Genomic DNA, 21,651 nt, shown 5'->3' with positions numbered 1-21,651 from the left:
GAGAATCCAATTGATCAATTACCATAATCGCCGCTTTTTGTCTGTAGAAAATACAGCAAATGGAGAGGTCTCCTCTAAAACTGTTTTCACGTATAAGCAAGATGGCCGAATACTTTCAGCAGCTTATGAAGGCGGAGAGATTGTCAAAGGGACATTAATTGGGCTTGTCAAAGAAGATGGCACATTAGAATTTAAGTATAATCATATCAATTTAAACAATGAAATCAGGGGAGGGCACTGCTTTTCCAAGCCAGAGATATTATCTGACGGCAGAATCAGACTTCATGAAAAATGGCAGTGGTTTGACCGGGACAAGACAGAGGGAGAATCTATTATAGAGGAAATTGTTAGGGAAGATAATTAGACGATCCTTCTCACTTTGTACACAGAATTTTTTTAAATACCAGTCTGCCTTTCTTTTTTCTTTCTTGTTATCATCAAAAAAGGGAAGATAACAAGAAAGAAAGGCTGATGAAAATGTTTATTAAATTTTCCAAAGAAGAAAAAATGATGATGATTGAAGATATTCAGCGCTATTACTACCAGGAAAATGGGGATGAAATTGGCGAGCTTGCGGCAGAAAATCTATTGGAGTTCATTAAAGAATCCATCGGACCTCACTTTTATAATCAGGCGATTAAAGACGCCAAAAATTTAGTTGAACAAAGAATGCAGACGATGGAAGAAGATCTTTATGCACTTGAAAGATCTATAAAAAGATAAAGTGGTCTTAAGCTTACAGCTTCTGTAAGCTTTTTTTGAACAAAAAAATTGCGAAATCCCTGCTGTAATGCTATCTTTTATAGGATTATAGAAAAAAGGTGGATTCGTAATGACAAGATTATTTACTTCAAACAAGCTGAATGCCATGATGATTATGATGGCATTTGCATTAGTGATTGCCGGATGCAGCAGTTCTACAGAGAAAAAAGAAGAAAAAACGGCATGGGATACAATAAAAGAAGAAGGCAAGCTGACAGTTGCTACTTCTGGCACGCTTTATCCAACGTCTTACCACGATTCTGAAACAAATGAGCTGACTGGATATGAAGTAGAGGTAGTTCGTGAAATGGCAAAGCGCATGGATCTGGAAGCAGAATTTTCTGAGATGGCATTTGACGGAATGCTGACATCCATCCAAAGCGGAAAAGTGGATATCGCTGCAAACGATATTATGATTAATAATGAACGAAAAGAAAAATTCGAATTCGCCAATCCATATAAATTCTCATACGGTACAGCGATGGTCCGGAAAGATGATCTATCTGGAATAAAATCATTGGAGGATTTAGAAGGGAAAAAAGCAGCGGGAGAAGCAACTACTACATACATGGCTGTTGCCCGAGAATACGGTGCGGAGGAAGTTATTTATGACAATGCAACAAATGATCAATACTTAAGAGATGTATCAACTGGACGAACCGACGTTATTTTAAATGATTATTACCTGCAGCGCCTTGCGGTTGCAGCGTTTCCTGACTTAAATATTGCCATTCATCCTGACATCAAGTTCAACCCTAACAGCCAGGGCATCATTATGAAAAAGGGCAGCGCTGAATTGAAAAAGAACATTGATGCAGCATTAAAAGAAATGCATGAAGATGGAACCATTTCCGAGATCTCGAAGAAATACTTTGATGGTGCTGATGTTTCAAAAAAACCGGATGTTGATTTTGAGTAACTGGTAACAGAAGAAGGTGAGTGCGATGGGAGATATTCAGTGGGAATACGTCTTTAATTATGAACTTGCTGTGGACTCTTTTTCATATGTGATACAAGGGATCTGGAATACCCTGCTCATTTCCTTAGTCAGCATGGCAATCGGTTTGGTGCTCGGTTTTTTTCTCGCACTAGGGCGCACTTCTAAGTACTCGTTTTTCACATGGCCGGCTAGAATCTATATTTCGTTTATGCGAGGGGTTCCGATTCTTGTTATTCTGTTTATTTTATATTTTGGTTTTCCGATTATCGGAATCGAGTTCACAGCCATAACGGCTGCTTTAATCGGATTCAGTTTAAACAGTGCTGCCTATATGGCGGAAATTAACCGTTCAGCTTTAGCCTCTGTTGACCGAGGACAGTGGGAGGCTTCCAAGTCGCTTGGTCTTTCCTACTGGCAGACGATGAGAGGGATTATTTTGCCGCAGGCTTTCAGAATTGCGCTGCCCCCTCTTTCTAACGTGCTGCTTGATTTGACGAAAGCATCCTCACTGGCCGCGATGATAACTGTGCCGGAGCTTTTTCAGCAGGCTAAAATTGTCGGGGGCAGGGAGCTTGATTACATGACAATGTATATTCTCGTTGCCCTCATTTATTGGGGAATTTGTTCTCTTTTGACAATTGTCCAAAATTACCTCGAGAAAAGATATGAATACCTAGTATAAATTCAGGTCACAGCATTGGAGCCGGATTTTCATTTATGAGAAAATCCGGCTTCTTTGTTTTTATCTTTTTTATAAAAGGATTATACTTGTCCGCTAATAAAAAAGTGCTGGGGAAAGGACTTCTGAATTTAATGAAGAATAAATCGTTTTAAGCCTGGTTCGTGCAGGAAGAAGAGATAGCAGAATCCTTTTACACACTAGTGAAACAGGATGAGAAAATTTTCATAACGATAGTGATTTTATCAAATAGAAACGCTAAATGACACATCGGATGTATAATAAACATTTAATGAGGTGAAGGCATGACTATTAAAGGTTTGAATCATTTTTTATTTTCCGTTGCTAATTTGGAGCATTCAATCGAATTTTACCAGCATGTATTTGATGCAAAGTTATTGGTAAAAGGAAGAAGCACTGCCTATTTTGATTTAAATGGCATGTGGCTCGCTCTCAATGTGGAAAAAAATATTTCCCGCAGTGAACAGAATCAATCATATACACATATAGCTTTTTCAATAGATGAAGCGGATTTTGATAAAATGTGTGATCGGTTGGAAAAGTTAAATGTAAACATTCTTTCTGGACGTTCAAGAGATGAGAAAGATAAAAAATCGATATATTTTACAGACCCGGATGGTCATAAGTTTGAGTTTCATACGGGTACATTGGAAGACAGATTAGCTTATTATCGACAGGAGAAAAAACATATGGAATTTTTCTAATTTCAAACGTGGAAATACTTACTTCTTCACAAATGATATAATTAGGTATCATGTATTTTTTAGGAGAAATAGAGTGACGCTCTTGATTATATTGGGTATTCATTAGTTGGAAAATAATACAAAATAAAGAAAAGAAGTAAGAGGTAGTGGTTTATGCTGAAAAAAAGATACGTCACACCATTTATAGGCTTAGTTTCATTCATTATTCTATTATTCTCTATGTATCATTTAATGAATTCAAGAACCTTTCAATTATTTGGCGGGTTAACCAGCAATGTTGAAACGGCACAAAAAGCAGTCGCTTTGACGTTTGATGATGGGCCGGCTGGAAATACGGATGAAATATTGGCTATACTGGATAAATATCATGCGAGGGCTACCTTCTTTTTAATCGGGAATGAGCTGGAAAATCATCCGAAAGAAGGACAAATGATAGAGGAAGCGGGACATCAGATTGGAAATCATACATATTCTCACAGCAGAATGATTTTCAAGTCACCATCCTTCATCAAGGAGGAAATCGAAAAAACAAACAACTTAATACGCCTCACAGGCTATGAAGGAGAAATTGATTTTCGGCCTCCTAACGGGAAAAAATTAGCCTTGCTGCCCTATTATTTAAACAAACGTCAAATGGATACAATCACATGGAACATTGAACCTGACACTTACTGCAGTTCCATATCTGACAAAGTAAGTTATGTAAACGAAAAGACTGAACCAGGGTCCATCATTTTGCTTCATCCAATGTACGATGAGACAGGAAAAGAACTAAAAGCTCTTGAAGAAATCATCAAATCATTAACTGAAGACGGGTATCAATTTGTTACGGTGAATGAATTACAGAAATATTAGGACTGTATGAGGCAGTAATCCTGTCTTTATTTTGTTCATACATAAACATCTCATGTAATTATTCTTCTCCTAAGATATTAATAATCCAGTTTTTTAAATCAACAATCCGTAATTGATCAATGTGACGGTCGGTTCCTGTAACGATTATAGGAGCATAAGAATCAACTCTGTGCATAGAACCGTGGGCTCCTCCGCCAGTATGTTCTGGAGAGCTTTCTCCTATGAATTCATAGCCGGGTTTTGCATCCGCTATTATAAATTCTCCTTCTTGTGAATGAATGGCTCCATACAATCTTGATAAACCATCAGGGTAATCCCCATAGCTAAGCTGTTTGTGGCTATTTGCTTTCACATCTAAAATGTCCATGTTCCCTTTTATCTCCCAGTTTTGATGATAACGATCTTGATAAAGGCCTCCAGGTTTAAATTGGAGAGTTCCTTTGCGGCCATTTGAAAGTACTTGCACCATATCGTTTTCTTTCCAGGCGATCCAGGCAATTCGAGGATCTGTCTGCAAGTTACTGGCTATTTTTTTTATAGAGGGATCCTTTTTTAGTTTGTAAATATATGCCATTCGTTCATTTGCAGTAATCGCAATTTCAGTGTTTTTTTGAACTTGATCACCAAGCTTTAAATGCTGGTAATCCGATAGGGCATCTCTTAAGTTGATCAAGGCTTTCTTTTTGTTCTTTTCTACAGCTGATTGATTACCGTCTCCCATAATAATCCATACTGTGTTTGCGAGAGCGTCATTCCACTTTGGATAAGAATTCAATATTTCTTGAAGATGTTTATCAAGTTTTTCAATCCCATCTGTTGTTTTAGGTCCTTTTCTATGGACTGCATGATCATTTTCGGGCAAGTACAAAATTGTAAATTCAGGAAGAAGCTTGTTTTTTAGAAGATAGGTTAACTCTTGAACAGCAAAAGCATCATTAATACCTAATCGATTGATCACATGATTGTTTTCCGGATCCTGATTAAGAAAATCTCCTAAAGTTAATATCTTCGGTCCGTTTGTATTGTATTTGTCTGGCAGGGAAGTCGTTTTTGCTAAAATTTTTGGAACCATCAAGGTATGCTGATAATTTCCCCTGTAAATTACAGCGTTGATAGAGGCAGTTTGTTTTCCTCTATCATCCAGTTCTTCATGGATTGTTTTCACATTTTTACTTAGATCTTCGTTATTAATTTGATAGAGGCTGTTGTCTGCCACATCCTTAACTCCATATTTCAAGGTTTCTAAGAATCCATTCCCATAGCTGATCACCCGCTGTTCATCTTCGTTATACCAAACAAGACCGGGTATTTTATGCTTATCCGGGTTTGTTCCTGTAAGCAAAGTGCTGTCAATGGTAACGGACATAGTTGGATAAGCACTTATCAGCTCTTTACTGTACTGACCATTGTTCAGGAAAAATTCGAGAGCAGGGGCTTTATTTTCATGAATCGCTTTTTTTAATGGTTTGTCCATTAATGAATCCACAACAAGAAGAATCACTTTTGGTGAAGAGGAGTCCTTTGTTTGAATCATGTTTGGAGATACTTGATCATTATTGGCTGAGCAGCCGGTAATCAGGATGATTGAAAGGGTTACTAGAGCTAGCGTACAATTCTTCATTCAGACTCCACCTTCGGTTTACAAGTTCTCCTTATTATTTACAATATCTTCGCATTCATGTTAAAAAACGTAATCAAAAAGTGAATAAAGAATTTTTTATTCGGGGAAGGTAAGGTGGCGAAAAGAAAATCAATTAGTCGGCTCAAGAATCATTTGGAGTGAAAAAATTATGCCCTCAATCAAGATAGACAGCTGCAATTCTTTCCATTACGAGGAATTCGGTCAAGGGATACCGGTTATATTTATTCATCCTCCCGGTATGGGAAAAAAAGTGTTTTTTTATCAGCACAATTTATCAAAGCATATGAGAGTTATTTTTCCGGACTTAAGCGGCCACGGAGATAGTGAGACAGCTTCGCATGAAATTTCGATTCCGTATTATGCAAGTGAAATATTATGTTTTATGGATGCTTTAAATCTGGAAAAAGCCGTTATATGCGGATACTCAGCGGGGTGCATGATCGCCCAGCATCTTGCCATTTATCATTCAGAAAGAATCGAATTGCTCATTTTATCAGGTGCCTATCCATGCGTTGATGATGCATCAGGACAAATATTGCATCATTCAGGCATATATATGGCAGAGAATTATTTGAATTTATTAATAGAAATTATTTCAAGGAGTCATACAAAAGATAAAAAGATGAGAAAAATGCTAAGTGGCCATATGAAAAAAGCGGACAAAGAAGTTTGGAAGCAGTATTATATTCACTCTTTGCAATACAGCTGTCTCGACAAACTTCATCACATCACGATGCCTATGCTGTTTATGTACGGAGAAGCAGGAGACTGGTCGAACTATTATTTAAAACTTTATCGAAATAAATGCAAACACGCAGAGTTTTTCCTATTTACAAACCAAAATCATCAGCTTCCTACGAAGAAATGGAACATATTCAATGAAATTGTTACAGGATTTGTGCTCAATCGAGTGAATTTCACACAGAAGAATACCATTAGTTTACAAAGGCGGCTCTTCTAAAAAGGCCGTCTATTTTATTGTGAATGAAAGGATTTTTTAAGAGAGAAAAGAAGAAATAACAAGATGGTCTCAGCATTGATTATTGATTTCACACATCATTCAGGTTTATCATGAAATGTCCCTATGCTTTAATAGATGATTTTTACAGGAGATGGTGAAAATGGACAAGGTAATCAAAACATACTTTGAGCAGCTGAATTCAAAAGACAGGGACGTTCAATACGAAGCTTATCAAGGCATTCTCTCAGCAATACAGGAAAAAGTGGCCTGGGCTTATGATGTTTGGGAGGTTTAAGCTCAAAAGACAATCATCAAAGATCTCGTTCAGCCCAATTCCTATCCAGTCTGGCAATCAGTGATCCCGATAATCGGATGCTTAATGATTTTCCGGCCGTCTGGGAAGTGACAAAAGATCCTAAATTCGTTACCGCCCGGCACAGCCTGCAGTCCATTTGGAAAATTGGCCTTGCTGGATCCCGGCAAAAGAAGTTAGTATTGGATCATCTAATAGAACGTTTTCAAACCTGTTCCAATGAGAAGAATTACACGTTGATTCGGTTTGATATTATCCAAGATCTTAAAAACTTATATGAGCAATTAAATGAAGAAGAAATAAAAGAAAAAGCATTGGAATTGATTGAAATGGAAGAAGAGAGTAAGTATCAAAAGAAGTATATGTCGGTTTGGAAAAATGTACGGAGTAAGTCAGGCCTTTAAAACCAGTCATAAGTTATAAAGGAGGGTGCCCGCAAGGTGTTTTGGGGCACCCTCTTTTATTTATGCATGCATGGTTGATTTGTTTGACGTAATCATTACAAGAGACGATGTTGAAAAACCACAACCTCATCCTGAGGGAGTAAAGAAGGCATTATTTATTTTTGGGGCGGAAAATAATGAAGCCCTTTTTATCGGAGACAGTGAGGCAGACATTCTAGCAGGAGTACGAGCAAATGCTTATACAATCGGGGTGCAATGGCTGCAGGAATATCAAACGATTGATTTTGTCACACAGCCGAATCAAGTAATGAAAAATATAAATGAATTTAGAGAATTTGTTAATTGGATGAGCATCATTAAATAAAGATTATTACTTGAATACAAGTTTATCTAGGAATGTTTACCTTGCAGGCGAAACTATTCATCCTGTTCAGGAAGGTGGATACTTATGAAACCAATAAAGGTACAATTTTATAATTCTGAATATTTCGATTCTATCAATGGATTCAACCTGCAGGAGGATCAGCTTCTGTTCACTGCTTTACCAAATCAGATGGCGGAAATAACACATGAAAAACATCCTGTCGTCATTTTAAGCGGTATGGAACCAGTCGGTTTTTTTGTTCTGCATTCAAGTGACAGGTGAAAGAGTATACTGACTTCCGTTATTGCGGAATTTTCCGAAATAACGGAACTTATTCGAAATTTATTCCTGAAATCCGGAATTTTTAGTGACTCTTAATATTAAAACATGCAGTCTATCTGATACGCAAAGCCAACAATAAAACAGAATTGTGGCTATTATACGAATTTTCATAAAAATAAATAGTTGGCACGCTTCTTGCAAGTATAACAACGAGCTGGTCATTTAGAAGGAGAGCGAAAACAGGTCTGATTGCACACGATGTAAGCGCTTACCGGTAAAGGTCTGCTCAATGCAAGAATCAAAGAGGCCAAAAAGGGGGATGTTTGTGGAAATCATTATTATTTTATTATCACTAAGTTTACTGATGTTTGTTGCTTATCGGGGATTTTCAGTTATTTTGTTTGCTCCGATCTGTGCTCTGTTTGCAGTATTGCTGACAGATCCTAGTTATGTACTGCCGTTTTTCTCCAACGTGTTTATGGAGAAGATGGTCGGATTCATTAAACTTTATTTTCCGGTATTCTTGCTTGGAGCTATTTTTGGGAAGGTCGTGGAAATGTCCGGTCTTGCTGAATCCATTGCCAAAACGATTGTTAAGCTTGTAGGAGCAAGGAGAGCGATTCTTGCCATTGTTCTGATGGGTGCCATCCTGACATACAGCGGTGTCAGTTTGTTTGTTGTGGTGTTCGCTGTCTATCCATTTGCTAAAAATCTGTTCATTGAGGCAGACATTCCAAAACGTCTGATTCCAGGAACAATTGCTCTTGGAGCTTTTACTTTTACGATGGACGCACTTCCGGGTACGCCGCAAATTCAAAACGTCATCCCGACAACCTTCTTCAAAACTGATATTTATGCAGCTCCTGTTCTTGGGATTATAGGTGCGATTTTTGTCTTGTCACTTGGAATGTGGTATTTGGAATCACGACGCAAAAAAGCGGAAAAAGCAGGTGAAGGGTATGCAGGATTTCATTCAGAGACTGCTGCAGGACTAGACCCTGAGCTTGCTCGTGAAAAAGAAGAGGCTGCTGTTTCTGCAGGAACGGAACTTAGTGTTGCCCGTCAGATTCTAGCCTTCGTGCCACTTATTTTGGTTGGTGTCATGAACAAATTCTTCACCGTTTCTTTTCCGAAATGGTATCCAAACGGATTTGATTTCTCAGCGATCGGACTTGAAGCGTTTGGTAAAATCGAGCTTCCATCTGTTGTTGCAATATGGTCTGTTGAACTTGCGCTATTAATAGGAATCATAACGACAATTGCTTTTGACTGGAAAGCTGTAACCGCTAACATTAAAGACGGTTTGAATGCTGGGATTAGCGGTGCACTGCTTGCCGCCATGAATACAGGAGCTGAGTATGGATTTGGCGGAGTCATCGCTGCACTTCCTGGATTTAAAACGGTGAGCAATGGGATTTCCTCAACATTTACGGATCCGCTTGTAAACGGAGCTGTGACGACAACCACACTTGCAGGTATCACAGGCTCCGCATCCGGAGGGATGGGAATTGCGCTAAGCGCAATGTCTGATAAGTATTTGGAGGCAATTGAAAAGTTCAATATTCCTCCGGAGGTTATGCATAGGGTTATTTCTATGGCATCAGGCGGTATGGATACTCTGCCTCACAATGGAGCGGTTATTACGCTTCTTGCGGTTACAGGTCTTACTCACCGTCAATCTTACCGTGATATTTTTGCCATTACGATTATTAAGACAGTTGCCGTATTTGTCATTATCGCGATTTACAGCCTATTCGGCCTAGTTTAAACAATCATCACAGAAAGAGAGGAAACTTAGATGGCAAAGGGAAAAGTTCTAGACTCATTTAAACAAGCAATTGATACGGTGGAAGACGGTGCAACATTGGTCGTTGGAGGCTTCGGCCTCTGCGGCATACCTGAAAAAACGATTCTTGCTTTAAGAGATAAAGGTGTCAAAGATCTTACTGTTGTAAGCAATAACTGCGGAGTTGACGATTGGGGCCTTGGCTTGCTGCTTGCAAACAAACAGATCAAAAAAATGATGTCTTCTTATGTAGGAGAAAACAAAATTTTTGAACGTCAGTATTTAAGCGGTGAATTGGAAGTAGAGCTGATCCCTCAAGGAACTTTAGCTGAGAGAATGCGGGCTGGAGGCGCTGGAATTCCTGGCTTTTATACAGCAACCGGAGTTGGAACGAAGGTGGCTGAAGGCAAGGAGCACAAAGATTTCGATGGCCGGACGTATATCCTTGAAAGAGGAATCGTTGGAGACTTTGCCCTAGTTAAAGCATGGAAAGCGGACCCGCTTGGTAACTTGGTTTTCAGGAAAACTTCCCGAAATTTTAATCCAGTGGCTGCGATGGCCGGGAAAATTACAATAGCAGAGGTCGAAGAAATTGTTGAAACCGGAGAGCTGAATCCAGACGAAATTCATACACCTGGCATTTATGTTCAGCATGTATTGCTTGGTGAGAACTATGAAAAACGAATCGAACGCCTTACGGTTCGTCAGGCATAAAAAGGAGGCAAAAACATGAGTGACAGCAGACATAAAATGGTGAAGCGAGCAGTTAAAGAAATAAAAGACGGCATGAACGTAAATCTTGGAATCGGGATGCCTACTCTTGTAGCAAATGAAATTCCAGATGATTATAATGTGCTTTTGCAATCGGAGAATGGCCTGCTTGGAATCGGACCGTATCCGATTGCAGGAACGGAAGATCCAGACCTGATCAATGCAGGAAAAGAAACGGTAACAAGTGTACCTGGCGCATCTTATTTTGACAGTGCAGAATCTTTCGCCATGATACGCGGAGGACATATTGATCTTGCTATTCTAGGAGGCATGGAGGTTTCTGAACAGGGAGACCTTGCGAATTGGATGATCCCTGGAAAAATGGTTAAGGGGATGGGCGGTGCCATGGATCTTGTTAATGGCGCCAAACGGATAATTGTTATTATGGAACATGTCAATAAATATGGTGAATCCAAGGTTAAAAAAGAATGCACTCTTCCTTTGACAGGGAAACAGGTTGTCAACCGCCTAATTACAGAGCTTGCTGTATTTGATTTTGCAGATGGCATGATGGAGCTCGTTGAACTTCAGGACGGGGTGACCATTGAGGAAGTAAAAGAGAAAACAGAAGCCTCATTTACAATAAGTCAATCACTGCTGACCGCCCATTAAGGCGAGCAATAGAAAGGGAAATGGCGATGAATCGATTACTTAAGGAAAAGGCAGCGCTTGTGACAGGTGCCGCGAGCGGCATCGGATTTGAAGTTGCTAAGGAATTTGCAAAAGAAGGAGCGGCAGTAGTCATTTCCGATGTGAATCTGGAAGCAGCCGAAGCAGCAGCTGAAAAATTGAAGGAAGAAGGTTTTGAATCCATTGCTGCTGCTTGCGATGTAACAAAGGAAGATCAGATCATTCAAACGATTGAAACCGTTCAAAAACTGTACGGCCGCTTGGACATTCTTGTTAACAATGCTGGACTGCAGCATGTTTCTCCAATCGAAGAATTCCCGACTGACCGGTTTGAATTCCTGATCAAAGTCATGCTGACAGCGCCGTTTGTAGCTACAAAACACGTTTTTCCAATCATGAAAAAACAAAATTTTGGCCGGATTATTAATATGGCATCTATTAATGGAGTTATCGGTTTTGCAGGAAAAGCAGCTTACAACAGCGCCAAACACGGTGTCATCGGACTGACTAAGGTTGCTGCGCTTGAAGGGGCGGAACATGGAATCACCGTTAACGCACTTTGTCCGGGCTACGTTGATACCCCTTTGGTTCGCAACCAGCTTGCTGACCTTGCGAAAACGCGAAACGTAGAGCTTGAACGTGTTCTAGAACAAGTGATTTATCCTCTCGTTCCGCAGAAAAGATTGCTCTCAGTTCAGGAAATTGCCGATTATGCAGTCTTTCTGGCAAGTGATAAAGCAAAAGGAATTACCGGTCAGGCAGCTATTCTTGATGGTGGGTATACGGTTCAATAATACTTATATTCAGAAAAGGGACAGCCCATGCTGTCCTTTATTTTTGCAATGATAAAGTAAATGGCTGTCTTTACCAAAGTGATTTATTGATCTGAATCTCCCAATATATTGATTTTTATTAATAGGTCTGTGTAAGATAATCATACAAATGTAAACGGTTTATTTCAGACAGTAAGGAAAGAGGTGGAGAAAATGAAAGGATTAATGGAAAAGCTTCCCTATGATTGGATTGAAGAAGTAGTCAATTTAGCGGCAGAATGCATGGTAGTAGTGGATCATGAAGGAATTGTTGTTTATCTCAATTCGGCCTATTGTGAATTCCTGAATGTAACCGCAGAAGAATCAATTGGGAAACCGGTTCAGGAGGTTATTGAAAATACGAGAATGCAAATTGTAGCTAAAACCGGTCAGGCGGAAGTGGCGTCCATTCATCCCATTAACGGAAGCGAAATGATTGCAAACCGGTATCCCCTCTATGTGAAAGGACAGCTGGTGGGTGCTGTAGGAACAGTGATGTTCCGCAATGCTCAGGAATGGCTGGACTATTCTAAGAAAATCCAGCCGATCATGGAAGAATTAAACTATTATAAAACGAAATTTGAGAAAGAACTTTTCAGCAAATATCATTTTGGGGATCTGGTTGGAAGCAGTCCCAAATTCATGGAAGCCAAGAAGCTGGCAGAGCGGGTTTCGGACAGTCAGTCGGCCGTTCTCCTGCTTGGGGCATCTGGAACTGGAAAAGAGCTGTTTGCCCATGCCATTCATCAGACTAGCGGAAGACGTTTTGCCCCTTTCATGAGGGTTAATTGCGCTTCGATTCCCGAGCATTTATTTGAATCGGAAATTTTCGGGTATGAAGAAGGTTCCTTTACCGGTGCAAAAAAGGGCGGAAAAAAGGGAAAGTTTGAGCTGGCACACGGAGGAACAATTTTTCTTGATGAGATTGGCGACCTCCCTCTTCAGATGCAAAGCAAATTGCTTCGTGTGCTTCAGGAAAAAGAAATTGAGCGAATCGGCGGACGCGCTCCTATTCAAATCGATGTACGAGTGATTGCCGCTACCCATCGCAACCTGGAAAAAATGGTTTTGGACGGTGAGTTTAGGGAGGATCTTTATTATCGCCTTAATGTCATCAAAATCGATATTCCCTCACTTAAGGATCGTAAGGAAGACATAGTCCCAATTTCAAGAATTCTATTAAAAAAGCTGGGGACTAAATTTCACAGGTATGGTCTTGATCTCTCTGAAGAGGTGAAGCTTGACCTGGAAAGACACTCTTGGCCCGGAAACATTCGTGAGCTTGAGAACGTACTTGAACGTGCAGTTAACGTACTGGACGGCCAAATGATTTATCCTGAACATCTGCCTCTGTATCTTCAGCAGGAAGGGAAGAGCCATAGCCAAGCATACACTGCACATCTGCCGCATAGTCCTATGAACGGCAGCAAACTTTATGGACCTGTCAAACCGCTTAAAGACATCGTGGCGGAAGCTGAGAAAGAAGCAATATTCCATGCTCTTACGGAAGCGAAAGGGAACAAAATGGAGGCAGCCAAACTGCTTGGAATTGGGAAGACAAGTTTTTATGATAAATGCAAGGGGTATGGGATAAGTTGACTTTTTCAGAATGCACCATCAGAAAATGGGAGTGCTAAAATCTATTCGCCAATATGCTGGGAATAGGTATAACGAATGAGAAGTATAGAGCAGGGGGCAGAAGAAAAAAGATGGAAGCAGGATATGAAACCTGCTCCCATCTTTTCTTATTCTTTGAGAATGCTTGAACCGCCTTTCTTTATATTATAAGTATTTCACTAAAGGGATCCTCTAATAAATATTTTTAGAAAGGAGTTTCAAAAATAGAGACAGGCAAGAATCTATAATGGAAACAATTCCCGTTATTTGAATGATTGAGCTTCTTGAATTAACATGTTACTATGAAGTCACACGTCATATGTGACTATCTGGTCACGTGTGAGCATTCCATGCTGAAAAGAACGAAAGGATCGTGGATATGGAAGACAAGCTTTCCACATTGTTTAAAGCGCTGGGCCACCCAATTAGGAGACGCATTCTTGATATTCTTAAAGAATCAGCTAAAACAACTGGCGAATTAAATGATTATTTTCCTGAAGTATCAAGGTATGCAATCATGAAACATCTGACCGCCCTTGAGGAAGGGAACTTGGTTGTTGTAAGACGGGAAGGAAAATACAGACTTAATTACTTAAACGCCGTTCCTCTGCAGGAAATGCATAACCGGTGGGTGGGAAAATACATGGAGACAGCGGCTGGTTCTTTACTTCAATTAAAATTGGCTGCTGAACAAAAAGGAGAAGAAGAAATGAACTCAACAGAACAAGCAAAAGTGTTTCGAATTGAACAAGAGGTTTTCATAGACGCACCAAGAGAACAGGTATTCAAGGCATTGACAGAAAAGGCAGAAGATTGGTGGGAGTTTCGGTTGGCTCCAAAAGGAGTGACATCGAAGTTTACGTTTGATCCTGTGCCAGGCGGCCAGTTTATTGAAAGATGGGGTGAAACAGAAGGGGCAGTGTGGGGGAATGTTTATTATGTTAATGCTCCGGAAGAGATACGCCTTCATGGGCATTTGGGAATGCAGGGAGCAGTCAATAGTTCTTATACGTACCGTTTAATTGAAAAAAATGATGCTACAATCCTTCAGCTTTCCCATACCGCTTCAGGATTGATTGAAGAAAACTGGGAGCAGGATCATACTGAAGGATGGAAACATCTGCTGGGAACATTATTAAAAAAATATGCAGAACAAAATAATTGATAGTTGCCTTTTGGAGGATTAAAGAGAATGGTCGACGTATTCACTGAGATAGAAATCAAGTGCACTGCTGAAAAGGTGTCAGCGTTTGCTTCAGATCCTGACAATGCACCTGAATGGTATGTAAATATTCATTCGGCAGAATGGATGACCGCAAAATCGTTAACAATTGGCTCTCAAATTGCATTTAAAGCAAAATTCCTCAGGAGGGAGCTCTCGTATGTTTATGAAATTGCAGAATTCATTCCAGGTGAAAGAATGGTCATGAGAACGGCTGACGGACCTTTTCCAATGGAGACCATCTACACTTGGCAGGCAGCTGATCAGCATACAACCCGAATGACACTTCAAAATATAGGGAATCCGACAGGCTTTTCAAAACGGTTAGCTCCGTTTATGTCTATCATGATGAAAAGAGCGAATACCAAAGATTTAAAAAAACTGAAGAACATCCTGGAAAATAGATAAACGCTGTAATTTTTATATGGAGAGCTTTAAAATCTGGCTCTTTTTCCTGGATATTTGGTAAAGTTAAATCATACAGAATAACAGGAGGCAGCCTATGAACGAATCAGGTAGTGCTGTCCCCTAAATCGATTTCGGATAAATGTCTTGCGGCCGAAACCCTTGTCAGATTATTTAAAAACATAGAGCAAAGCAGCACAAAATCATAGAGCGAGGTTAAATTGTGGATTTATATACATATGCAAAATACGATGGCACTGGACTTGCCGAATTGGTGAAAAAGAAAGAAGTAACACCGAAAGAATTGACAGAAGCCGCTTTTAAACAAATTGAGCATGTCAATCCTATCTTAAATGGTGTGGTCCGCACGCGGCAGGAAAAGGTTTTAAAAGAGCTTGCGCAGCTGGATCTTCAGAAGCAGCCGTTTGCGGGGGTACCCATGCTGCTGAAGGATATTTCTCAGGCGGTTGAAGGGGAACCTTTAACGGCAGGATCAAGGCTCCTTAAAGATAACATTTCAGGCAAAGATTCTAATTTTGTTGCACGGTTAAGACACGCGGGATTTTTATTTTTGGGCCATACGAACACTCCTGAATTTGGTTTAAAAAATATTACAGAGCCTGAAGTTCATGGACAGACGAAGAATCCATGGAATACAAAGTACTCAGCAGGCGGGTCGAGCGGCGGATCAGCAGCGAGCGTGGCTGCAGGCATAGTTCCGATTGCCGGCGCAAGTGACGGGGGAGGCTCAATCCGAATTCCGGCCTCTTTTACGAGCCTGTTTGGACTAAAACCTACTAGAGGAAGAACGCCAGTAGGACCAAGTGTCGGCAGGCAATGGCAGGGAGCTTCGATTGACTTTGTGCTGACAAAAACCGTCCGCGACAGTGCCGCTATGCTTGATATTCTCCAAATCATTCAGCCGGAAGCTGCTTTCCATACCCCGTTGTTTGCAGGCAAATATACGGATGTTTCGAAAAAAGGGATAAAACGCCCTTTACGGGTAGCGTTTCAAACCCAGTCTCCTGTCGGAACACCAGTCAGTGACGAAGCAATTACAGCCGTTAATCGTATGGTGAAGTGGCTTGAAGATCAGGGGCATGAAGTAGAAGAGCGCGGAAACGGCATCGACGGTGTCAGACTGATGGAAAACTACTATATTATGAATAATGGTGAAATGGCTGCAACTATTCTCGGCCTTGAAAAAATGCTCGGCAGACCAATTGCAGCAAATGACGTAGAAATTGTGACTTGGGTGTTAAGTGTTGCAGGACATTCCGTAACCGCTGCCGAATTTACACAGAGTCTGGCTGAATGGGATACTGCAGCTGCTCAAATGGCTGCTTTTCATGAAACGTTCGATTTGTATTTAACTCCGGCAACTGCATTTCCAGCTCCTAAAGCCGGGGAGCTCACCCAGACTGAAGAAGAAATCCAGTCGCTGCTGAAGGTAAGTGAGCTGAAAAAAGAAGAACATTTATCATTCGTTTATGACATGTTCTTAAAGAGCTTAACGGTTACACCTTTTACACAGCTTGCAAACCTGACAGGACAGCCTGCGATGAGTGTGCCCACTCATATCACAGCTGAAGGATTGCCTTTGGGTGTTCAATTTGTGGCACCTAAAGGGAAAGAAGACATGCTTCTTGCACTGGCAGGTCAGCTTGAACAATCTGATCTGTGGATTGGCATGGAAGGGAATCCATTTTTCTAAAAATCATTATCATTTTAAGCGAGTAATTTAATGTCCGTGTTAAAGTTTTGAAAAATTGGCCGATATAGAAGGAAAGTATTTAATCAGGCTGGAGGATGACTGATGGAAGAAGAAGTAAAGAATTGTCCTAAATGCAGAATGCTTCAAACGCATACAGACAGTAAGTGCCAGGTGTGCGGACATACAGTCATGGATTCCATTTTGGCCTTATATCCTTAAAAAGCGCCGGAAAACGCTTGGTAAAAAAGTAGTAACGAACAGGGACTCATGGTCAGAAAATGAAACCATCAATTTTATTGATGGTTTTATTCGTAAGTAATAAAAGGCAGACAAAACAGGAAAGCTAAAAAAAGAGGGTTCCTTCCTAAGGGTTGACTTATATATATCTTACTTGTAAGATATATATATAATAATTAATTAAATTCATTTCACGAACCAGTGAATGTAAAATCAATCATTAAAGGAGAGGAATTCATAAATGGCCATTACTATATTTACGTCTTGCAGCTGTACATCTTGCAGAAAGTCAAAAATGTGGATGGAAGAGCATGGAATTTCCTATATAGAAAGAAATATTCTTACTCAGCCTTTAACAATGAAAGAACTAAAACAAATTCTTCACATGACAGAAGAGGGGACAGATGAAATTCTATCCACCCGCTCAAAGCAATTTCAGGAATTGGATATGAATTTAGATGCATTGCATCTGCAGGAATTACTTGCACTTATTCAAGAGAAGCCGGGAATTATGCGCTGCCCGATCATACTTGATGAAAAACGTTTTTTAGTGGGATTTAACGAAGATGAGATCCGGAAATTCCTTCCCCGCAATATACGGGCCTACCTTTTAAAACTGCTTGAAGCGAAAACAATGCTGCCTAATTAATGGTTTGACTGATAAAGGAGAATTAGAAGTGGAAGAATTGCAATTACCTAACATGAATTTTGATCAGCTTAAGAAAATAAAAAAAGAATTAACGCGCTTTATGATGTCCTATAAATTTGCGTTAGAAGAAATAAACACGAAAATAAATATCCTTGAACAGGAATTTCAATATATTCATGAGTATAATCCGATTGAACATGTCAGCTCGCGTCTGAAGTCTCCTGATAGCATTGTAAACAAAATTTACAGGAAGAACTACGACCTTTCCCTGACAGATATTAAAAAGAACATTAAAGACATAGCAGGTGTTCGCATCACCTGTTCTTTTTTGTCTGACATCTATCAAATCAGCGAGATGATTCAAAACCAAAAAGATATCACCGTCATTGAATGCAAGGATTATATAAAAAATCCTAAGCCAAACGGCTATCAAAGTCTGCATTTAATAGTGGAAATTCCAGTGTTTATGTCAGACCGCCAGGAAGACATCCTTGTAGAGGTACAAATTAGAACGATCGCGATGGATTTTTGGGCAAGCCTTGAACACAAGATTTATTATAAATATAATAAGGAAATTCCTGATCGGCTTACAAAAGAATTAAAAGAAGCGGCAGTTTCTGCTGCGGAACTAGACCTCAAAATGGAGAAGCTTCATAATGAAATGACAGATTTAAAAGAAGCAGAGGAACCAGCCGGGGAACTGTCCCAGCTGCTGTTAAGCAATAAACAATTTAAGCTTCCCATTGATTTATTAAACTCATTAAAATAAGGAACTGTCTTTGGAGATGAATTTGTATGAATATAAAAAGAAGTGAAAATATCGTCTCCTTATTTGAGATATTCGTTTCACTTGAACGTAAATGGACGAATGACTGGAATCATCTGAACCAGGTCGGCCTTTCGAAAACTCATATTTTGATATTGCAAATTCTTGAAACGGAAGGGCTGAAGCGTCCGTCAATACTTGCAGAACAATTACAGATTACTACTGGCGGTGTGACCGTCCTCACAAGCAAACTTATCAAAGACGGGTTTGTCCAAAAATGTCAAAACGAACGCGACCGCAGAGCATACAATCTTGAAATCACGGATTCTGGTAAAGATCTTCTGAAGTCGGCCAGGAGCCAAATCAATCAGCAGATCCAAAAAATGTTCGGAATGCTTTCAGATGAAGAAATTCAGAATTTGCGGGATATCTTTTACAAATGTTTAATGGGGCAATAAAATTAAGCTTTATGCTGACAGGAGAGTTTTAAGGTTTACATTTAAAAGAAAGCCAGTGATCTGGCTTTCTTTTGTTTAGCTTTCTTCATTTGAGCAAGTATCGCACAGCCATAAATTTTCCGCTTCGGAGAATGTCAATTTTTTATGAAATGAGCATTCGTCGCATAGATCTTCTTTTTCTTCAATGTTTTTCACATGCGTAGCCTCCTTTTATCGGCAATAAGTTCTCATCCATTAGAAGCTGTTATTTATATATGTATGAATATGATTCTAGATATACCCTTATAGAAATAAAAGGAAACATTTCCTTTTATTTCGTGAAAAAAGATGAATCCGATAAACGTTTTTTAAATAAAATACAGCATGATTAATCCTTTCATTAAGCTAACTGAATTGGAGCTGGACATCTAGATACATACGCAGATCAGTTGCTTCTAAAATTTGTATCTTTTGGAACCTGCTCTTTTTATCGAATAAATTACGGTGATTACTTTTTAACATTTCATTCAGTCCAATTTTATCCCAGTTGTCTCCCTGTACACTTTCTTCATCGGTTCGTTTTGGTCTTGAGTTTTTAGGATGAAGCCCTTTCATGATTTATATTGCCGGAAGAAAGCCACGGTTTAATGCGCTTTTATTATGAAGACTCAAATTGATTCCCTCCTTGTGAAGAATCCAGAGCTTTGATTTCTTTCGGAAAAACAAGCTGTGATCCGCTTACTCCCCTGGAAATGGAGTAAATCAGAGCTTTTTTAGATGAAGGCCATATAAAAGAGATTCTGCCTGAAATTCAGGATCATGTTCCCCGTATGTATAAAAATTAAGTGAAGCATATCTTTCTTCTGGCTATGTGTGAATCGACATATGGGAGGTGGATAAAACAATGACCCCAGTTACACCAGGGGGATGAAAAGGGTGGAAGTATGTGGATAAAATGTGCATTCCGTTGTCCTTTGCTGCTTGAAAAAGCAGCAATTTCAGATCTGCATGCAGCCATTTCAGGGAAACAGTCTCCAAAGTTTATTGACATGCTTCTGAGACGGTGCAGATGTTAACCCAATCGACATCGACTGAGATGCTCCGATTAAGGAACGCAGCTTTTGAAGGGAATACAGAGATTGGAAGTCTATTAATACATAACGGAGCAGACACCCTAAGAGGCGAACAAAGAAGTGCTGCAGAAATATCAAATCGAAAATATCACATAGATTTTATCAATCTGCTGAAAAATCCTTAAGGGGAGAGTGATAAATATGAGACTGGATCCAGTAGCAGCTGCAAAAAGAATCATAGAAAAACGGTACCCATCATGCAAAGCCGCTGTATTATCAGGCAGTGTGGTAAGAGGGGAAAGCACTAAAACGTCAGATCTTGATCTCGTTATTTTTGATCAAGCATTAGAGTCTTCCTACCGGGAATCATATGTTATGTTTGAATGGCCAGTCGAAGCATTCGTCCATAATTTCGAGTCATACCGGCAGTTTTTTCAGAGTGACTGCAAAAGCGGCACGCCATCCATGCCGAGAATGGTATATGAAGGACTTGTCTTAAAAGGAGAAGATTTGCTTGAGCCAATTAAAAGGGAAGCTCAGGAACTTTTAGAAAAAGGTCCGGATCCTCTTTCGAAAGAAGATATAGAAATGAGACGCTATTTTATAACTGATGCACTTGATGATTTTACGGGGAGCGGCAAACGCTCGGAAGAAATTTTTATTGCTGCGGTACTCGCAGAGCTGATCCATGAATTTGTCCTGCTGACAAATGGAATATATATAGGGAAATCAAAATGGATTCCAAGGGCTCTCATGCAGTATGATCCTGTATTCGCCGCTGAATTCACCTCCGTTTTTGACGAGTATTACCGTACAGGATGCAAAGACAATGTTATTGCCTTGACGGATTCGATTTTGGAGCCCCACGGCGGCAGATTTTTTGAAGGGTTTTCACTGGGAAAAAAAGAATAGAATAGGAGAGATGATCATGTCACTAATCATACGTCATCCAAATGAAATGGATTTTGATGCTCTGACAGCGCTTATGTATGAATATATCGTCGATTTTTATCAATGTCCAAAACCTCCAGAGCAAAAAATTCATCAGTTGATTAAGACACTTCAGCAAGAAGAGAAGGGTATTCAATTTTTGGCGGAGGAAAACGGCAAGGCTGTCGGATTCGCGACACTTTATTTCACTTACAGCACAACTAGAGCTGAACCCATTACGATTATGAATGACCTTTATGTTGCCGAAGCATACAGGGGATCTAAAGCAGCAGAAAAACTTTTCAAAAGCTGCCAGACATACAGCAAGCAGCATCAATATGCTGCCATGACCTGGGAAACAGCGCGGGATAATGCAAGAGCACAGCGCTTTTATGAAAAGATGGGAGGCAGAAAAGGAGACTTTCTGACCTACTCCATTTGAGAGGAAAAAGTAAGCGCTTGGAAGACTTCCAAGCGTTTATTTGAAGAAATTTTTTGTGAAAGAATGATACAAAACACAAAGAAAACTCGCTGTCATGATGACAAAAAATCCTGTTACAATTCTTTCATCCAAAGCTCCGTCTGAAAACAGCGCAGGGCCGATTCCAAAGAAAGCCAGCAGCATGAATAAAAGAAGGAACACTACATTCACAATCCACTTCAAAGAATATCACC

The 21,651-nt window shown here is 39.8% G+C and carries 25 protein-coding genes and 1 pseudogene; 23 read left to right on the top strand and 3 right to left on the bottom strand.

Annotated features, from left to right (window positions below):
* Positions 1–10 precede the first annotated feature (10 nt).
* From LIT25_14760 to LIT25_14735, 6 genes are all read left to right on the top strand, one after another.
* The gene (locus tag LIT25_14760) at positions 11–364 is read left to right on the top strand and encodes a n-acetylglutamate synthase (protein USK31909.1); all 354 of its coding nucleotides are present in this window, start codon (positions 11–13) and stop codon (positions 362–364) included.
* A gap of 113 nt (positions 365–477) precedes the next feature.
* Positions 478–723 carry a DUF2164 domain-containing protein gene (locus LIT25_14755; GenBank protein ID USK31908.1) on the top strand — a complete coding sequence of 82 codons (246 nt, stop codon included), beginning with the start codon at positions 478–480 and terminating at the stop codon, positions 721–723.
* 109 nt (positions 724–832) lie between these two features.
* Positions 833–1,681, top strand: coding sequence for a transporter substrate-binding domain-containing protein (locus tag LIT25_14750; GenBank protein ID USK31907.1), 849 nt, complete (start codon positions 833–835; stop codon positions 1,679–1,681).
* 25 nt (positions 1,682–1,706) lie between these two features.
* Positions 1,707–2,384, top strand: coding sequence for an amino acid ABC transporter permease (locus LIT25_14745; GenBank protein USK31906.1), 678 nt, complete (start codon positions 1,707–1,709; stop codon positions 2,382–2,384).
* A gap of 302 nt (positions 2,385–2,686) precedes the next feature.
* Positions 2,687–3,106, top strand: a complete 420-nt coding sequence (gene fosM, locus LIT25_14740) for a FosM family fosfomycin resistance protein (protein ID USK31905.1) — start codon at positions 2,687–2,689, stop codon at positions 3,104–3,106.
* A gap of 153 nt (positions 3,107–3,259) precedes the next feature.
* Complete coding sequence (locus tag LIT25_14735; GenBank protein ID USK31904.1) at positions 3,260–3,961, top strand: polysaccharide deacetylase family protein; 702 nt, start codon at positions 3,260–3,262, stop codon at positions 3,959–3,961.
* Positions 3,962–4,019: 58 nt separating this feature from the next.
* On the opposite strand, the gene LIT25_14730 is transcribed toward LIT25_14735, so the two are convergent.
* A complete protein-coding gene (locus tag LIT25_14730; protein USK31903.1) occupies positions 4,020–5,582 on the bottom strand; it encodes an alkaline phosphatase family protein in 1,563 nt (520 codons plus the stop codon).
* A 169-nt stretch (positions 5,583–5,751) separates the two neighbouring features.
* On the opposite strand from LIT25_14730, the gene LIT25_14725 reads away from it, so the two are divergent.
* From LIT25_14725 to LIT25_14655, 15 genes and pseudogenes are all read left to right on the top strand, one after another.
* On the top strand, positions 5,752–6,564 hold the full coding sequence (locus LIT25_14725; protein USK31902.1) for an alpha/beta hydrolase: 813 nt from the start codon (positions 5,752–5,754) through the stop codon (positions 6,562–6,564).
* A 160-nt stretch (positions 6,565–6,724) separates the two neighbouring features.
* Positions 6,725–7,281: pseudogene (locus LIT25_14720) on the top strand (hypothetical protein).
* A gap of 25 nt (positions 7,282–7,306) precedes the next feature.
* Positions 7,307–7,645 carry an HAD hydrolase-like protein gene (locus LIT25_14715; protein ID USK31901.1) on the top strand — a complete coding sequence of 113 codons (339 nt, stop codon included), beginning with the start codon at positions 7,307–7,309 and terminating at the stop codon, positions 7,643–7,645.
* A gap of 84 nt (positions 7,646–7,729) precedes the next feature.
* Positions 7,730–7,927 carry a hypothetical protein gene (locus LIT25_14710; protein ID USK31900.1) on the top strand — a complete coding sequence of 66 codons (198 nt, stop codon included), beginning with the start codon at positions 7,730–7,732 and terminating at the stop codon, positions 7,925–7,927.
* A 325-nt stretch (positions 7,928–8,252) separates the two neighbouring features.
* Positions 8,253–9,695: a GntP family permease gene (locus tag LIT25_14705; GenBank protein ID USK31899.1), complete on the top strand. Its 1,443-nt coding sequence runs from the start codon at positions 8,253–8,255 to the stop codon at positions 9,693–9,695.
* A 30-nt stretch (positions 9,696–9,725) separates the two neighbouring features.
* Positions 9,726–10,427 carry a CoA transferase subunit A gene (locus LIT25_14700; GenBank protein USK31898.1) on the top strand — a complete coding sequence of 234 codons (702 nt, stop codon included), beginning with the start codon at positions 9,726–9,728 and terminating at the stop codon, positions 10,425–10,427.
* A gap of 15 nt (positions 10,428–10,442) precedes the next feature.
* Complete coding sequence (locus tag LIT25_14695; GenBank protein ID USK31897.1) at positions 10,443–11,096, top strand: CoA transferase subunit B; 654 nt, start codon at positions 10,443–10,445, stop codon at positions 11,094–11,096.
* A gap of 26 nt (positions 11,097–11,122) precedes the next feature.
* On the top strand, positions 11,123–11,908 hold the full coding sequence (locus LIT25_14690; GenBank protein ID USK31896.1) for a 3-hydroxybutyrate dehydrogenase: 786 nt from the start codon (positions 11,123–11,125) through the stop codon (positions 11,906–11,908).
* Between the two features lie 192 nt (positions 11,909–12,100).
* Complete coding sequence (locus LIT25_14685) at positions 12,101–13,525, top strand: sigma 54-interacting transcriptional regulator (protein USK31895.1); 1,425 nt, start codon at positions 12,101–12,103, stop codon at positions 13,523–13,525.
* A gap of 397 nt (positions 13,526–13,922) precedes the next feature.
* Positions 13,923–14,708, top strand: a complete 786-nt coding sequence (locus LIT25_14680) for a helix-turn-helix domain-containing protein (GenBank protein USK31894.1) — start codon at positions 13,923–13,925, stop codon at positions 14,706–14,708.
* A gap of 27 nt (positions 14,709–14,735) precedes the next feature.
* Positions 14,736–15,173 (top strand): SRPBCC family protein, encoded by a 438-nt coding sequence (locus LIT25_14675; GenBank protein USK31893.1) that lies wholly within the window; start codon positions 14,736–14,738, stop codon positions 15,171–15,173.
* 220 nt (positions 15,174–15,393) lie between these two features.
* On the top strand, positions 15,394–16,884 hold the full coding sequence (locus LIT25_14670; protein ID USK31892.1) for an amidase: 1,491 nt from the start codon (positions 15,394–15,396) through the stop codon (positions 16,882–16,884).
* Positions 16,885–17,362: 478 nt separating this feature from the next.
* Positions 17,363–17,770 (top strand): transcriptional regulator Spx, encoded by a 408-nt coding sequence (gene spx, locus LIT25_14665; GenBank protein ID USK31891.1) that lies wholly within the window; start codon positions 17,363–17,365, stop codon positions 17,768–17,770.
* Between the two features lie 52 nt (positions 17,771–17,822).
* Positions 17,823–18,539 carry a GTP pyrophosphokinase family protein gene (locus LIT25_14660; GenBank protein ID USK36289.1) on the top strand — a complete coding sequence of 239 codons (717 nt, stop codon included), beginning with the start codon at positions 17,823–17,825 and terminating at the stop codon, positions 18,537–18,539.
* 26 nt (positions 18,540–18,565) lie between these two features.
* The gene (locus tag LIT25_14655; protein USK31890.1) at positions 18,566–18,994 is read left to right on the top strand and encodes a MarR family transcriptional regulator; all 429 of its coding nucleotides are present in this window, start codon (positions 18,566–18,568) and stop codon (positions 18,992–18,994) included.
* A gap of 846 nt (positions 18,995–19,840) precedes the next feature.
* On the opposite strand, the gene LIT25_14650 is transcribed toward LIT25_14655, so the two are convergent.
* A complete protein-coding gene (locus LIT25_14650; GenBank protein USK36288.1) occupies positions 19,841–19,969 on the bottom strand; it encodes an S-adenosylmethionine decarboxylase in 129 nt (42 codons plus the stop codon).
* A gap of 284 nt (positions 19,970–20,253) precedes the next feature.
* On the opposite strand from LIT25_14650, the gene LIT25_14645 reads away from it, so the two are divergent.
* Both LIT25_14645 and LIT25_14640 read left to right on the top strand, forming a co-directional pair.
* The gene (locus LIT25_14645) at positions 20,254–20,958 is read left to right on the top strand and encodes a nucleotidyltransferase domain-containing protein (GenBank protein ID USK36287.1); all 705 of its coding nucleotides are present in this window, start codon (positions 20,254–20,256) and stop codon (positions 20,956–20,958) included.
* A gap of 16 nt (positions 20,959–20,974) precedes the next feature.
* Positions 20,975–21,418 (top strand): GNAT family N-acetyltransferase, encoded by a 444-nt coding sequence (locus LIT25_14640; GenBank protein ID USK31889.1) that lies wholly within the window; start codon positions 20,975–20,977, stop codon positions 21,416–21,418.
* 36 nt (positions 21,419–21,454) lie between these two features.
* On the opposite strand, the gene LIT25_14635 is transcribed toward LIT25_14640, so the two are convergent.
* Complete coding sequence (locus tag LIT25_14635; GenBank protein ID USK31888.1) at positions 21,455–21,640, bottom strand: hypothetical protein; 186 nt, start codon at positions 21,638–21,640, stop codon at positions 21,455–21,457.
* Between the last annotated feature and the right edge of the window lie 11 nt (positions 21,641–21,651).

Source organism: Bacillus sp. F19, from assembly GCA_023823795.1.
Classification (GTDB): domain Bacteria; phylum Bacillota; class Bacilli; order Bacillales; family Bacillaceae; genus Bacillus_P.
The sequence above is the reverse complement of the archived record's forward strand: the minus strand, read 5'-3'. Positions and strand labels throughout refer to the sequence as shown.